Origin of the sequence: Microbacterium sp. 8M (assembly GCF_902506375.1) — a bacterium.
Taxonomy (GTDB): domain Bacteria; phylum Actinomycetota; class Actinomycetes; order Actinomycetales; family Microbacteriaceae; genus Microbacterium.
Window position 1 is genome coordinate 1,169,988 of record NZ_LR733284.1, and the last position, 14,439, is coordinate 1,184,426.

15 protein-coding genes and 1 tRNA gene are annotated in these 14,439 nt (G+C 71.7%); 14 read left to right on the forward strand and 2 right to left on the reverse strand.

Annotated features, from left to right (window positions below):
• Positions 1–62: 62 nt before the first annotated feature.
• Positions 63–287 carry a hypothetical protein gene (locus AERO9AM_RS05520; protein ID WP_045249527.1) on the forward strand — a complete coding sequence of 75 codons (225 nt, stop codon included), beginning with the start codon at positions 63–65 and terminating at the stop codon, positions 285–287.
• Entirely contained in the window at positions 284–742 is a 459-nt protein-coding gene (locus tag AERO9AM_RS05525) for a RidA family protein (RefSeq protein WP_159575241.1), read from the forward strand. Before AERO9AM_RS05520 ends, AERO9AM_RS05525 begins: the two co-directional genes overlap by 4 nt.
• Before the next feature lie 85 nt (positions 743–827).
• Here AERO9AM_RS05525 and acs read toward each other — a convergent pair whose 3' ends face one another.
• Entirely contained in the window at positions 828–2,792 is a 1,965-nt protein-coding gene (gene acs / locus AERO9AM_RS05530) for an acetate--CoA ligase (RefSeq protein WP_159575242.1), read from the reverse strand.
• A 423-nt stretch (positions 2,793–3,215) separates the two neighbouring features.
• Between acs and AERO9AM_RS05535 the strand changes: the two genes are divergently transcribed.
• The 12 genes from AERO9AM_RS05535 (at position 3,216) to AERO9AM_RS05590 (ending at position 14,192) form a co-directional block, all read left to right on the forward strand.
• Positions 3,216–4,205 carry a TadA family conjugal transfer-associated ATPase gene (locus AERO9AM_RS05535; RefSeq protein ID WP_159575243.1) on the forward strand — a complete coding sequence of 330 codons (990 nt, stop codon included), beginning with the start codon at positions 3,216–3,218 and terminating at the stop codon, positions 4,203–4,205.
• 104 nt (positions 4,206–4,309) lie between these two features.
• Positions 4,310–5,197: a type II secretion system F family protein gene (locus AERO9AM_RS05540; protein WP_236602499.1), complete on the forward strand. Its 888-nt coding sequence runs from the start codon at positions 4,310–4,312 to the stop codon at positions 5,195–5,197.
• Between the two features lie 52 nt (positions 5,198–5,249).
• Positions 5,250–5,471: a DUF4244 domain-containing protein gene (locus AERO9AM_RS05545; RefSeq protein ID WP_159575244.1), complete on the forward strand. Its 222-nt coding sequence runs from the start codon at positions 5,250–5,252 to the stop codon at positions 5,469–5,471.
• Positions 5,468–5,863, forward strand: a complete 396-nt coding sequence (locus AERO9AM_RS05550; RefSeq protein ID WP_236602500.1) for a hypothetical protein — start codon at positions 5,468–5,470, stop codon at positions 5,861–5,863. The genes AERO9AM_RS05545 and AERO9AM_RS05550 overlap by 4 nt, the downstream gene beginning before the upstream one ends.
• Positions 5,863–6,201, forward strand: a complete 339-nt coding sequence (locus AERO9AM_RS05555) for an Rv3654c family TadE-like protein (protein ID WP_159575245.1) — start codon at positions 5,863–5,865, stop codon at positions 6,199–6,201. The genes AERO9AM_RS05550 and AERO9AM_RS05555 overlap by 1 nt, the downstream gene beginning before the upstream one ends.
• A 185-nt stretch (positions 6,202–6,386) precedes the next feature.
• On the forward strand, positions 6,387–9,266 hold the full coding sequence (gene topA / locus AERO9AM_RS05560) for a type I DNA topoisomerase (protein WP_159575246.1): 2,880 nt from the start codon (positions 6,387–6,389) through the stop codon (positions 9,264–9,266).
• A 32-nt stretch (positions 9,267–9,298) separates the two neighbouring features.
• Complete coding sequence (tmk, locus tag AERO9AM_RS05565; protein WP_159575247.1) at positions 9,299–9,925, forward strand: dTMP kinase; 627 nt, start codon at positions 9,299–9,301, stop codon at positions 9,923–9,925.
• Positions 9,926–10,000: 75 nt separating this feature from the next.
• Positions 10,001–11,158, forward strand: coding sequence for a DNA polymerase III subunit delta' (locus AERO9AM_RS05570; RefSeq protein WP_159575248.1), 1,158 nt, complete (start codon positions 10,001–10,003; stop codon positions 11,156–11,158).
• Entirely contained in the window at positions 11,155–12,711 is a 1,557-nt protein-coding gene (locus AERO9AM_RS05575) for an alpha/beta hydrolase (RefSeq protein ID WP_159575249.1), read from the forward strand. Before AERO9AM_RS05570 ends, AERO9AM_RS05575 begins: the two co-directional genes overlap by 4 nt.
• A 126-nt stretch (positions 12,712–12,837) precedes the next feature.
• Positions 12,838–12,910, forward strand: a tRNA-Thr gene (locus tag AERO9AM_RS05580).
• A gap of 56 nt (positions 12,911–12,966) precedes the next feature.
• Complete coding sequence (locus AERO9AM_RS05585; RefSeq protein WP_159575250.1) at positions 12,967–13,650, forward strand: isochorismatase family protein; 684 nt, start codon at positions 12,967–12,969, stop codon at positions 13,648–13,650.
• Entirely contained in the window at positions 13,647–14,192 is a 546-nt protein-coding gene (locus tag AERO9AM_RS05590) for a DUF1697 domain-containing protein (protein ID WP_159575251.1), read from the forward strand. The genes AERO9AM_RS05585 and AERO9AM_RS05590 overlap by 4 nt, the downstream gene beginning before the upstream one ends.
• 10 nt (positions 14,193–14,202) lie before the next feature.
• Here AERO9AM_RS05590 and AERO9AM_RS05595 read toward each other — a convergent pair whose 3' ends face one another.
• Positions 14,203–14,415 (reverse strand): hypothetical protein, encoded by a 213-nt coding sequence (locus AERO9AM_RS05595; protein WP_159575252.1) that lies wholly within the window; start codon positions 14,413–14,415, stop codon positions 14,203–14,205.
• Between the last annotated feature and the right edge of the window lie 24 nt (positions 14,416–14,439).

A 14,439-nucleotide genomic window follows, 5' to 3' on the forward strand; every position in this document is an offset into this window, starting at 1 on the left:
AGGGGAGTTCCCTGAACGCAAACTTTGACGCGCCCGCGCGCGTCCGTCCCTCCGGGAGAGCCATGACCACGTGGGAGTACCTCACCACTCCGCTGCTGATCCACAACACCGCCGCGATCCTGAACAACTGGGGCAAGCAGGGGTGGGAGCTCGTCCAGGTCGTCACCGGTCCCGAGGGCGGGCTCGTGGCGTACCTCAAGCGTCCGGTCGGCGGCGACGCGGCCGCCAACACGGGTCTCGGCGCCGCCGCGGAGGCCGCTCGTCAGTTCGAAGGAGACAACGCATGACCATCAGTTCCCGCCTCGCCGAGCTCGGCATCGAGCTTCCGGCCGTCGCCGCGCCGGTGGCCGCGTACGTGCCCGCCCGGGTGCACGCCGGACTCGTGTACACATCGGGGCAGCTGCCGTTCGTGTCCGGCTCGCTTCCGGCGACCGGCAAGGTCGGTGCCGAGGTTCCGGCGGAGGACGCCAAGGGGCTTGCACGGCTCTGCGCGCTGAACGCCCTGGCCGCGGCAGCGGATGCCGCCGGCGGTGTGGACCGGATCGGCGGCGTGCTGCGGGTGGGCGGGTTCGTCGCCTCGGCCCCGTCGTTCTCCGGCCAGCCCGGCGTCATCAACGGCGCGAGCGAGGTGCTCGGCGAGATCTTCGGGGACGCGGGCAAGCACGCCCGCGCCGCCGTCGGCGTCGCGGTGCTGCCCCTGGACAGCCCGGTCGAGGTCGAGGTGGTCTTCACCCTCGCCTGACGGCGATACGTACGAGACCCCGATCCGGACCCTTCGACAAGCTCAGGGACCGGATCGGGGTCTCGTCCTTAAGAGGTCGTGCGACCTACTTGACCTGGGCCGAGATCACGCTCATCACCGCGGTGTCGGCGAGCGTCGTGGTGTCGCCGACCTCACGGCCCTCCGCGACGTCGCGCAGCAGGCGGCGCATGATCTTGCCGGAGCGGGTCTTCGGCAGCTCGCCGACGATGTACACGTCGCGGGGACGGGCGATCGGGCCGATCTGCTCGCCCACCCAGCCGCGCAGCTGCTGGGCGAGCCCCTCGGGGGAGTGCGCCTTGAAGTAGCTCTCCTTGATGATCACGAAGGCGACGACGGCCTGCCCCGTGGTCTCGTCGGACGCGCCGACCACCGCGGCCTCGGCCGTGGCCTCGTGGGCGACCAGCGCCGACTCGATCTCCGCCGTGGACAGGCGGTGGCCGGAGACGTTCATCACGTCGTCGACGCGGCCGAGCAGCCAGAGGTCGCCGTCCTCGTCGAAGCGGGCTCCGTCGCCGGCGAAGTAGTAGCCCTTCTCGGCGAACTTCTCCCAGTAGGTCTCGACGAAGCGCTCAGGGTCGCCCCAGATGCCGCGCAGCATGCTCGGCCAGGGCTCGGTGATCGCCAGGAGACCACCGCCGCCGACACCCACCGAGTTGCCGTCGTCGTCCACGACATCGATGGAGATCCCCGGCAGCGCGACCTGCGCCGAACCCGGCTTGGTCGCGGTGACGCCGGGCAGGGGAGAGGCCATGATGGCACCGGTCTCGGTCTGCCACCAGGTGTCCACGATCGGCGTGCGGCCGCCGCCGATGACGTCGCGGTACCAGATCCACGCCTCCGGGTTGATCGGCTCGCCGACGGATCCGAGCAGGCGCAGGCTGGACAGGTCGTACCGGTTCGGGATCTCGCGGCCGAGCTTCATGAACGACCGGATCGCGGTCGGCGCGGTGTAGAGCGTGGTCACGCCGTACTTCTGGATGATGTCCCACCAGCGGCCCTGCTGCGGGGTCTCCGGCGTGCCCTCGTACATGACCTGGGTGGCGCCGTTCGCGAGCGGCCCGTAGGCGACGTAGGAGTGGCCGGTGACCCAGCCGATGTCGGCCGTGCACCAGTAGACGTCCGTCTCCGGCTTGAGGTCGAACACGACCCGGTGCGTGTACGACGCCTGGGTGAGGTATCCGCCGGAGGTGTGCAGGATGCCCTTCGGCTTCCCGGTGGTGCCGGAGGTGTACAGGATGAAGAGCGGGTTCTCCGCCGGGAAGGCCTGAGCCTCGTGCTCGTCGGACGCGGCGGTGACGGCCTCGTGGTACCAGAGGTCGCGGGCGTCGTCCCACTCGATCTCGTTCTCGCACCGCTTCACGACGATGACGTGCTCGACGGTGTTCTGCTCGCCCTCGCCGCGATCCGCCAGCGCCTGATCCACGGTCGGCTTCAACGGGGAGGCCTTGCCCTTGCGATACCCGCCGTCCGCGGTGATGACGACCTTGGCGCCGGCGTCGTCGATGCGCGAGCGCAGGCTGTCGGCGCTGAACCCGCCGAAGACGACGGAGTGGATCGCGCCGATTCGAGCTACGGCGAGCATCGAGGCGACGGCCTCGGGGATCATCGGGAGATAGATCGCGACGCGGTCGCCGTGGCCGACGCCGAGACCCTCCAGCACGTTCGCGAGGCGCTTGACCTCGGCAGTGAGCTCTGCGTAGGTGATGCGGCGCTCGTCGCCCGGCTCGCCCTCCCAGAGCAGGGCGACTCGGTCGCCGTCGCCCGCCTCCACGTGGCGGTCCAGGCAGTTGTAGGCCACGTTCAGCTCGCCGTCGGCGAACCACTTCGCGAACGGCGGTGTGGACCAGTCCAGCACCTGGGTGAACGGGGTGTGCCAGTGCAGCTCCCGCGCCTGCTTCGCCCAGAACGCCTCGCGATCGGTGGCGGCTTCCGAGTAGATCTCGGGCTGTGCGACAGCGGCTGCCGCGAACTCGGGAGAGGGCGGGAACACACGGGTCTCATCGAAGACGTGATCGATCTGGCTGCTCATGTGACAGGGCGCTCCTTTGCGGCGGTGATGCGTCGCGGCGTGGGCCACGACACCGGTGAATCTAGCCGTGCCCATCGTCCCTCAATACCGCCGGAAGTCGGTAGCGCCGTTCGTTTTGTTCGGTCTCTTTTCAGACGTACACTGTCCGACGGCCGATCATTCGAATCCGGCTTTCCCGCGGCAGCGACGGCCCCCCTCCGTCCACCGCGGCTGGGCGGCACCCCATTCCCCCCGTGGGGTGCCGCCCACTTCCGTTTCCGGGGCTCCCGCCCTCGGTTCCCGCCCGACGCCCCCGGTCCACGCTCGACCTCCCCGGTTCCCGCCCCGCGTCCCTCGCCCTGCACAGTCGCCGCGGGCGCGGACTTCTGCACGGGATGCGCGCAACCCGCTCTGCGGGACCCGGCGGGTGCCTAGCGTCGGGTCATGCCCTCGCCCTTCGTGATCGTCCCCCGCGGTTCCACCGGCAGCGTCGACCAGCTCGAGCTGGATCCGGCCTTCGGCGAACTGGCCGTGCATGCCACCGATCCGCGGGTGACCGACCTCTTCCTCAACGGGGCGGGCGGCCTGTTCCTGGATCGCGGTGCCGGCGCCGAGCCCGTGGCGGGGTGGAGCGCGTCGGAACGCGAGGTGCGTGAACTCGCCGTGCGGCTGGTCGCGCTCGGCGGCCGCCATCTGGACGACCAGGCGCCCTGCGTCGACGTGCGGCTGGCGTCGGGCGTGCGCGTGCATGCGGTGCTCGCGCCGGTCGCCACCAGCGGGACGGCGGTCTCGGTGCGGATCCCGCGGGTGCGCGCGGCCGACCTGGACGATCTGGGTCGCCTGGGCGCGATCGACGCGGCGCAGCGGGTCTGGCTGGAGCAGCTGGTCGCCGCGCGCAGGAACGTGCTGATCACCGGGGGCACCGGAACGGGCAAGACCACCATGCTCGCGGCGCTGCTCGCGCACGTGCCGCCGCACGAGCGGATCGTCACCATCGAGGACGTCGCGGAACTGCGCCCGCGGCACCCGCACCACGTCTCCCTCGAGGCGCGGCAGCCGAATCTCGAGGGCGTGGGCGCCATCACGGTCGCCCGTCTCGTGCGGGAGTCGCTGCGGATGCGGCCCGATCGCCTGATCGTGGGCGAGTGCCGCGGCGAGGAGATCCGGGATCTGCTGACCGCGCTCAACACCGGGCACGACGGCGGCGCGGGCACGCTGCACGCGAGCGGGCTCGCCGATGTGCCGGCGCGTCTGGAGGCGCTCGGCGCTCTCGCGGGGATGGATCCGCCCGCCCTCGCCCGGCAGGCCGTGAGCGCCTTCGCGTACGTGCTGCACCTGGTGCGGGCGAGCGGCGGTATCCGGCGGCTCGCGCAGGTGGGAGCGCTGCGGCTGGACGGCGAGCACCTGGGCATCGAGGAGGTGCAGCCGTGGTGAGGACGACGCCTCGTGGCGGGGGCCGGACATGGACCGCACGGCGCTCGGCCCCGCTCTCCGGATCACACGCGCGGGGGCGGCGCCTCAGGCTGCCGCGGCGCGCGGTGCGCATCCGCGAGGCCGAGGTGGCCGAGGCCGTGCGGACGCTCGCGGTGCTGCTGCAGGCGGGCGCGGCGCCCCTGGCCGCCTGGCGGCACCTGGCCGAGAGCGGATCCGCCGTCGCGGTGGAGGTGGTCGCGGAGGCGGAGGAGCACGGGCGTGCGCTGGGCGAGGCGATCCGCGCGCAGGGCGGGGTCTGGCGCATGGTCGCCGCCGCGTGGGGCATCGCGGGCACGGTCGGCGCGCCGCTGGGCGAAGTGCTCCGGGCGATCGCCTCCGCCCTCGAGGGCGCCGGCGACATCCGCGACGAGGTGTCGGTCGCCCTCGCCGAGCCCGCGGGCACCGCCCGCCTGATGCTGTGGCTCCCGCTCGTAGGGCTGCTGCTTGGCACGGCACTCGGCTTCGACACGGTGACGGTGCTCTTCACCCGGCCGGAGGGGTGGACCCTGCTGGCGGCGGGGCTGGCGCTGCTGCTTCTCGCACGGGGATGGACCCGTGCCATGGTGCGCCGGGCGGCGCCGCCACCGGGGATCCCCGGGATCCGCGCGGAGCTTCTCGTGGTCGCGCTCGCCGGCGGGACGGCGATCCCGCGGGCACGCGCCCTCGTCGAACACGAGCTGGCCGAGGGCGATGACCCGGCGGCCGCCGAGGAGACGATCGAGCGGGTGCTGCGCCTGTCGGCGGCGGCCGGTGTTCCCGCGGTGGAACTGCTGCGCGCCGAGGCGGATCGCGCGCGCCGTGACGCCCGTACGGCGGGGCGGACGGGGGCGGCTCGACTGAGCTCGCGCCTGCTGCTCCCGCTCGGCGCCTGCACGCTGCCCGCGTTCATGCTCCTCGGCGTGGCACCGCTGATCCTCAGCGTCCTGTCGACGACGCCGCTCCCGTTCGCCTGACCCCGACGGCGCCGACCGGCGTCGTCGTCCGAGAGAAGAGAGAAGGAAGACCATGGACCAGACCCATCCGAGCCCGGTGCCGGAGCTCCCGCCGCTGACCCGGCGGCGCGCCGCGCGGTTGTTCGGCGACGAGACCGGGGCCGCCACCGCGGAGTACGCGATCGCCACGATGGCCGCGGTGGCGTTCGCGGGCCTCCTGGTGATCATCATGCGCAGCGATGAGGTGCGCGGGATCCTCACCGACCTCGTGCGCCGCGCCCTGACGGTGGCATGACGATCCGGCGCGCGTCCGGCGGACGCTCCGGCGGCGGTGGCGCCACCACGGGAGGCGACCGCGGCGGGGAGCGCGGCTCGGCGACCGCCGAACTCGCCGTCGCGCTGCCGGTCGTGGTGCTGACCCTGCTGCTGGGCGTCGGGGCGCTCGGCGCCGGCATGCGCCTGGTCGCGTTGCAGGACGCGGTGGCCGACGCGGCGCGCATCCTCGGCCGGGGCGACGACGCCGGGGGAGCGGGGGCTGCCGTTGCCCGGGCGGACCCGGCGGCGGGGTTCGCGGTGCGCAGATCCGCGGATCTCGTGTGCGTCACGGCGTCGACCGAGGCGCGTGTGCTGGGCGCGATCGCCGTACCGCTGCAGGCGACGGGGTGCGCGCTGGACGGGGGACGGTGATGGCCGGATCCGCACTCGCGCTTGGCGGAATCGTGGTCACCGCCGTGCTCGGCCTCGGCGCCGCGATGGCCGGCGGCGCCGGCGCCACGTCCCAGCGCGTCGCGGCGGCGGCGGACGCGGCCGCGCTCGCGGCGGCCGACGCGGTCTCCGGCGCGGTCGCCGTGGAGGCGGAGCCGTGCGCTCTCGCCGCCCGGGTCGCGGAGGCGCATGGCGCGGCGCTGCAGGACTGCCGCCTCGACGGACTCGAGGTGGTCGTGCACGTCGTGGCCGGGTACGCGGGGTTCCCGGCCTCCGCCGGCGCGCGTGCCGGACCCGCCTCGCCCGAGGGCGCGGAGTGACGTCTCATGGTCATCGCCCCTCCCGGGGCGGCGTACGCTGGGTTCCCGGCCGGCGCCGGATCCGAGCAGGAGAACCCGAAACTCCCGCGGGCGCCGATTCATCGTGCTGAGTCCCCTCCTCCGGCACGGTGTGTATGGTGTGCTTCGACCCATCCTCGAAGCTCAGGACCCGAAAGGACGCACTCGTGGCGCAAGGCAAGAAGCTTGTCATCGTCGAGTCCCCGACGAAGATGAGGTCCATCCAGGGGTACCTCGGCGAAGGCTTCGAGGTGCTCAGCTCGGTGGGTCACATCCGTGACCTCGCCGACAAGAAGGACATCCCGCCTGCCGACAAGGCCGCCTACGGCAAGTACTCGATCGACGTCGAGCACGACTTCGACCCCTACTACGTCGTCTCGGATCGCAAGACCAAGACGGTCGCCGAGCTCAAGCGCGCTCTGAAGAACGCCGACGAGCTCCTGCTCGCCACCGATGAGGACCGCGAGGGCGAGGCCATCGCGTGGCACCTGCTGGAGACCCTGAAGCCGAAGGTGCCCTACCGGCGCATGGTGTTCCACGAGATCACCAAGGACGCGATCCAGGCCGCCGTCCAGAACACCCGCGACCTCGACCTGGCCCTGGTCGACGCGCAGGAGACCCGCCGGATCCTCGACCGCCTTTACGGCTGGGACGTGTCGCCGGTGCTCTGGTACAAGGTGAAGTCCGGGCTCTCGGCGGGCCGCGTGCAGTCCGCAGCGACCCGCATGATCGTGGACCGGGAGCGCGAGCGCATGGCGTTCACCTCCGCCGAGTACTGGGACGTCGACGCGCAGGCTGCGGCGGGCGGGACCTCGTTCACCGTGCGTCTGGTGCGGCTCGACGGCGGCGCCATCGCGCGCGGCACCGACTTCGACGACAACGGCGCGCTGAAGAAGGCCGTCGTCGTCCTCGACGAGAAGGCCGCCGCCGCGCTCGCCGCCGCGGTGGACGCGGCCGGATCCGGCACGGTGACCAAGGTCGAGGCGAAGCCCGGCACCCGCAGCCCCTATGCGCCGTTCACTACCTCCACGCTGCAGCAGGAGGCGGGACGCAAGCTCTCGATGAGCGCGAAGCAGGCGATGAGCGTCGCCCAGCGCCTGTACGAGAAGGGCTACATCACCTATATGCGCACCGACTCGACCGCCCTCAGCACCCAGGCGGTGCAGGCGGCCCGGTCGCAGGCGGTCGCGCTCTACGGCGACGCCGCGGTGCCGCTCAAGCCGCGGGTCTACAAGTCGAAGAGCAAGAACGCGCAGGAGGCGCACGAGGCGATCCGGCCCTCGGGCGATCAGTTCCGCACGCCCGCCTCGGTCTCGTCGCAGCTCGACCGCGAGGAGCTGCGCCTCTACGACCTCATCTGGAAGCGCACGGTCGCGAGCCAGATGTCCGACGCGAAGTACGAGACGACCACGGTGACGATCTCGGTGGACGCTGATGGCCGCACGGCGGAGTTCACGGCTTCGGGTACGGTCTACACCTTCAAGGGCTTCCTCGAGGCCTACGAGGAGGGCAAGGACGAGCGCCGCAACGCCGCGGACGCCGCCGAGAACCAGTCGCTGCCGGCGGTCGCCGTCGGCGATGTGCTCGGGGTCTCCGAGGCCGATGCGAAGCCGCACCGCACGACCCCCAAGCCCCGGTACACCGAGGCCTCGCTGGTCAAGGCGCTCGAGGAGCACGGGATCGGGCGGCCCTCGACCTTCGCGAGCATCATCGGCACCGTGATCGACCGAGGCTACGCGACCAAGCGCGGACAGGCGCTGGTGCCGACCTGGATGGCGTTCAGCGTCGTGCGGCTGCTCGAGCAGCACTTCGCCGACCTCATCGACTACGACTTCACGGCTGCGCTCGAGGACGACCTCGACGCGATCGCACGGGGCGAGCAGAAGCGCATCGAGTGGCTGCACGACTTCTACTTCGGATCCGACCGGCAGGTGGGTCTGCGCCAGGTGGTCGACAACCTCGGCGAGATCGACGCGCGCGCGCTCAACGCGACGCCCATCACCGACAACGCCACGCTCCGGTTCGGCAAGTACGGGCCGTACCTCGAGGTCGTCGACCCTCAGCACCCCGACGCGAAGCCCCGCATCGTGAACGTGCCGGAGGACCTGGCTCCCGACGAGCTCACCGCCGAGAAGGCGCAGGAGCTCATCGACGCACCCGTCGCCGGCGACCGCGTTCTCGGCGAGAATCCGGACAACGGCAAGATCATCGTCGTCAAGGACGGGCGGTTCGGCCCCTACGTGCAGGAGAACGACCCCGTCTCCGACGACGACCAGGTGGACGAGGCCACCGGGGAGGTCGTGGACAAGCCCAAGGCGAAGCGGGGCGCGAAGAAGGAGGCGGCGCCCAAGCCGCGCACCGCATCGCTGTTCCGCTCCATGTCCGTCGACACCATCGACCTCGACACGGCGCTGAAGCTCCTCGACCTGCCGCGGGTCGTCGGGGTGGATCCGGCGACGAACGAGGAGATCACCGCGCAGAACGGCCGGTTCGGTCCCTACCTGAAGAAGGGCGCCGACTCGCGCTCCCTGGAGAACGAGCAGCAGATCTTCGACATCACGCTCGAGCAGGCGCTGGAGATCTACGCCCAGCCGAAGTACGGCGCGCGGCGCGCGTCCAGCGCGCTCGCCGAGTTCGACGCGGATCCGGTCAGCGGCAAGCCGATCCGGATCCGCGACGGCCGCTTCGGCGCCTACGTCACCGACGGCGAGACGAACGTCACGATCCCGCGGGGCCAGCAGGTGCAGGACATCACCTTCGAGATCGCGGTGCAGATGCTCGCCGACAAGCGTGCGAAGGGCCCCGCCCCGAAGCGCGGCGCTCGCGCCGCGGCGACGAAGACGGCGACGACCGCGAAGAAGGCGCCCGCGAAGAAGGCTCCGGCCAAGAGCACGGCGAAGAAGGCTCCGGCCAAGAGCACGGCGAAGAAGGCTCCGGCCAAGAGCACGGCGAAGACCGACGCGGAGAAGGCCGCCGCCCGTTCCGCCGCCGCGAAGAAGGCGGCAGCCACCCGCGCCGCCAACGCCGCGAAGCGTCGTGCCGAGTGAGCGGAGCGAGCCGAGGTGAAGCAGGCGGGCCCGTGAGCGCGGCCCCCGGCGTCTGGATCACCCTCGAGGGAGGCGACGGCTCCGGCAAGACCACCCAGGCCGTGCTGCTGGAGGAGTGGCTGCGGTCGCAGGGGCGTGAGGTCCTGCGCACCCGGGAGCCGGGTGGATCCGAGGTCGGCGACCTGATCCGCGACATCGTGCTGCACCACCGCGGCGACATCGCCCCGCGCGCGGAGGCTCTGCTGTACGCCGCGGACCGGGCGCATCATGTCTCGACCGTCGTCCGCCCGGCGCTCGAGCGAGGGGAGGTGGTCATCCAGGACCGCTACCTCGACTCCTCGGTCGCCTATCAGGGCGCCGGTCGGGTGCTGGACGCGGACGAGGTGCGCGGGCTGTCGCTGTGGGCGGCCGAGGGGGCACTGCCCGACCTCACCGTGCTGCTCGACCTCGACCCGGCGGTCGCGCGTCGCCGCCTGGACTCCGCGGACAAGCCCTTCGACCGGCTCGAAGCGGAGCGCGAGGAGTTCCACCAGCGGGTGCGCGAGGCGTACCTCGGGCTCGCGGCTGCGGAGCCCGAGCGCTTCCTCGTCGTCGACGCGGCGCAGGATCCCGCGACGATCGCAGAGGCCGTGCGCGCCCGCGTGGCGACCCTGCTCTGAGTCCGCACCGCGCCGTGGGCCCCGATGCGTCCACAGGCGCCGTCGATGTCGCCCTCACCGCATAGGCTTGATCGCATGCCCGCCACCGTCCTCGCGCCCTTCCCGTGGACCGATGTGTGGGGACAGGACGCGGCCGTGGAGACGCTGCGCGCGGCCGTCGACAACCCGGCGGCGATGTCGCACGCCTGGCTTATCACCGGGCCTCCCGGATCCGGCCGGTCGACGCTCGCGACCGCGTTCGCCGCGTCGCTGATCGCCTCGGGCCCCGAGGACGAGCAGACCATGCACCAGGTGCTCGCCGGCACGCACCCCGATGTGACGGTGCTGCGCACCGAGAAGGTCATCATCTCGATCGCCGAGGCCCGCGCGCTCGTCGAGCGCTCGTACTTCGGCCCCTCCAGCGGGCGGTACCGGGTGATCGTCGTCGAGGACGCCGACCGCATGACCGAGCGCACCTCGAACGTGCTGCTGAAGGCGCTGGAGGAGCCGCCGGAGCAGACCGTGTGGATCCTGTGCGCGCCGAGCGAGGCGGACCTGCTGCCGACGATCCGCTCCCGCGTGCGGTCGGTGCGCCTGCGCGAGCCCGACGTCGCCTCGGTCGCCGAGCTCATCGTGCGCCGCACCGGCGCGGATCCCGTCGTCGCCGAGCAGGCCGCGCGGCACGCGCAGCGGCACATCGGCATGGCCCAGCGGCTCGCGACCGATGAAGCGGCCCGCCGGCGCCGCGAGCAGACCCTGCGCGCGGTGCTGAGCGCCCGCGGCGTGAGCGACGCCGTCGAGGTCGCCGGGCAGATCGTGCAGGCCGCCACGGAGGACGCGAAGGCCCTCACCGCGGAGCGGGACGAGGCCGAGCGGCGCGCGCTGCTGCACACCGTCGGCATCGCCGAAGGGCAGGCGATCCCGCCGGCCGTGCGCTCGCAGATCAACGCCCTGGAGGAGGAGCAGAAGCAGCGGGCCAAGCGCAGCGTGCGCGACGGCCTCGACCGCGTGCTCACGGATCTGCAGTCGCTGTTCCGGGACGTGGTCATGCTGCAGTTCGGCAGGGACGACGGCCTCATCAACCGCGAGCTCGCCGCGGAGCTCTCCGCGATCGCGACCGCGTGGGAGCCGGCGCGCACCCTCGTCGTGCTGGACCATCTCGCCGAGACCAGGGAGTCGCTCGAGCGCAACGTCGCCCCCGCGCTCGCCCTCGAGAGCTTGCTCGTGACCGTCACGAGCGGGAGGAGACCATGAACTCGCGCACACCGTCCCGTCTGCGCCGCCTCAGCACGGTCGTGGCGGGGCTCGCACTCGCCACCCTGCTGCTGTCGGGTTGCCTGTACTCGATGATCCCCTCCGGCTCCGCGTCGGCGGGTCCCACGGCGGCGCCGGACACCTCGGGCGTTCCCGACGACCTGAAGTCGTTCTACGGGCAGAAGCTCGTGTGGTCGGGCTGCGGCGGCGGCATGGACTGCACGACGGTCAAGGCGCCGCTCGACTGGGATGACCCGGGAGCCGGGACCATCGACCTGGCGGTGGTGCGCCACCGCGCGACGGGAACGTCGAAGGGGTCGCTGCTGACCAACCCGGGCGGTCCGGGTGCGAGCGGTCTCGAGCTCATCAAGTCGAGTCTGACGTTCGCGGTCAGCTCCACCCTCATCAAGAACTACGACGTGATCGGCTTCGATCCGCGCGGCGTCGGATCCTCCACCGCGGTGAAATGCCTCGACGCGAGGCAGATGGACGACTACCTCTACGGGATCCGTCCCGGCGCGCGCGGCAGCGAGGAGTGGACGGCTGCGCAGAAGGCGGAGAACAAGACCTTCGCCGACGCCTGTGAGAAGAACAGCAACGGGATCCTGCCGTACATCACGACCGTGAATGCCGCCAGGGACATGGATCTGCTGCGCGGTGTGCTCGGCGACAAGAAGCTGAACTATCTCGGCTACTCGTACGGGACGTTCCTCGGTGCGACCTACGCGCAGCTGTACCCGGAGCGCGTCGGGCATCTCGTGCTCGACGGGGCGCTCGACCCGGCGGTGTCGAGCCTCGACGTGAGCACGACCCAGGCCATCGGCTTCGAGTCCGCACTGCGCGCCTACATGGCCGACTGCCTCAAGGACAAGAAGTGCCCGTTCCAGGGCACCGTGGACGACGCGATGAGCGACCTCGCGGCGCTGCTCGCGAGCGTCGACCGGTCGCCGCAGAAGAACGCCGACGGGCGCATGCTCGGTGCGGACACGCTGATGACCTCGATCGTCGCGGCCCTGTACTCCCAGGACAGCTGGTCATACCTGACCCAGTCGCTCACGGGCGTGCTCAAGGGCGATCCCTCGGTGGCGTTCCAGCTCGCGGACTTCTACAACAACCGCCAGGACGGCACGTACGCCGACAACTCCACCGAGGCGTTCCGCGCGTACAACTGCATGGACTACCCGCTCGAGAACGACCCTGCGGCCAAGGCGGCATCCGACGCGAAGATCAAGGCGGACGCCCCCACGATCGCCCCGTACTGGGATGCGCCCGATCCGTGCGAGCAGTGGCCGTATCCGCCGACGGGAACGCGCGGCGAGATCACCGCAGCGGGATCCGGCCCGATCCTCGTCGTCGGCACGACCAACGATCCCGCCACGCCGTACGCCTGGGCCGAGTCGCTCGCGAAGCAGCTCGAGGGCGGGATCCTCATCACGCGCGTCGGGGAGGGGCACACCGGCTACAACAAGGGCAACTCGTGCGTGGACGATGCCGTGGACGCCTACTTCGTCGACGACACGGTTCCGGCCAAGGCGGGCATCCGCTGCGAGTAGAACCCCGGGCCTCGGGCGTTCGCGTCTCGCGTGCCGCGCCCGGGGTGCGCGTGGTTCGCAGCACGCCCGCAGACAGGGTAAGATCGTTGATCGTGCGGTTCGCCGCATGCGCACCTCCGGGTGTGCGCCGCCCTAGCTCAGTCGGCAGAGCATTTCACTCGTAATGAAAAGGTCAAGGGTTCGATTCCCTTGGGCGGCTCCGCAGGAAGCCCCCTCTTCGGAGGGGGCTTCGTCGTTGCGGCGTACGCTCGGAACATGACCCGTGCGCTTCTGATCGTCGACGTCCAGAACGACTTCACCGAGGGCGGCGCCCTGGCCGTCTCCGGAGGAGATGCCGTCGCGCAGGGGATCAGCGCCCTGTTGCGGGAGCATGCGGCCGACTACGACGTCATCGTGGCCTCGCGTGACTGGCATGAGGGATCCGGCGACAACGGCGGCCATTTCTCCGCCGACCCGGACTATGTGGACACCTGGCCGGTGCACTGTGTGAGCGGCACCGAGGGGGCCGCGTACGACCCTCTGCTCGAGACCGCGGCCGTCACGCACCACGTGTTCAAGGGGCAGGGGCGTCCCGCGTACTCCCTGTTCGAGGGCGTGACGGAGACGGGGGAGACGGCGGCCGGGATCCTCTCCGCGCACGGCGTGACCACCGCGGACGTGGTCGGCATCGCCACCGACCACTGCGTCCGTGCATCGGCGCTCGACGCGATCGCGCACGGCGTGCACGTGCGGATCCTCACCGACCTCGTCGCGGGGGTGGGCGCCGACTCCAGCGCGGCTGCGCTCGCCGAGCTGGCCCACGCCGGCGCCGAGCTCGTGGATACGGGCACCGGCACCGGCACCGGCACCGGCACGGGCACCGGCGCGGAGCCCGATGCCCGCACGCGTCCGGACGCCGGCGCCGCGCGCGAGGCGTCCACCGAGGGCGACGCCGAATGAGCCTCGAGCGCTGCGCGCTGCTGCTGCGCGCGGTGAACGTCGGCGGCACGAACCGGGTGCCGATGGCCGAGCTGCGGGCGCGCCTGAACGAGCACGGCGGGTTCGGCGCGGTCACCACTTACATCGCGAGCGGCAACGTGATCTGCGACACCCCCGCGGATCCGGTCGCCGCCTGCGCCGAGGTGCGCACTCTGATCCATGACGCGTTCGGCGTCGACACCCCTGTCATCCTGCGCACGCACGACGACCTGGTGCGGGCGCTCGAAGAGAACCCGTTCCCGGATGCGGCGCAGGACAAGATGCTGCACGCGATGTTCCTCGAGGGGGAGCCGCTGCCGACCGCGATCGAGACCCTCACGCCGAGACTGCAGCCGGGGGAGCGGATCGCCCTGCGTGGCACGGACCTCTGGATCGACTACGGGAGCGGCGGCGTGCAGTCCACCAAGCTCACCCGGCCCGTGCTCGACCGCGCTCTCGGCGTCGCAGGCACCGCGCGCAATCTCCTCACCGTGCGCAAGCTCGCCGACCTCACCGGGGCCTGAGGGCCGCGGCTCAGTCGCCGCCGAAGGCACGGCTGAGGGCCGACGGAGCAACGGCGCCCGGGATGATCAGGTCGACGCGGTGAGCGTCGCAGCCGGTGCAGCGCACGTACAGCAGCAGACCGTCGGACGTCGAATGGCGGGACCGCGTGGACCAGGCATGCTCGTGCGGCGCCGGAGCGTCGTGCAGATGGGCGGCGGTTTCGGACGTGGGGGCTGTGCTCATGCCTCCACGATGTTGTAATGCTCT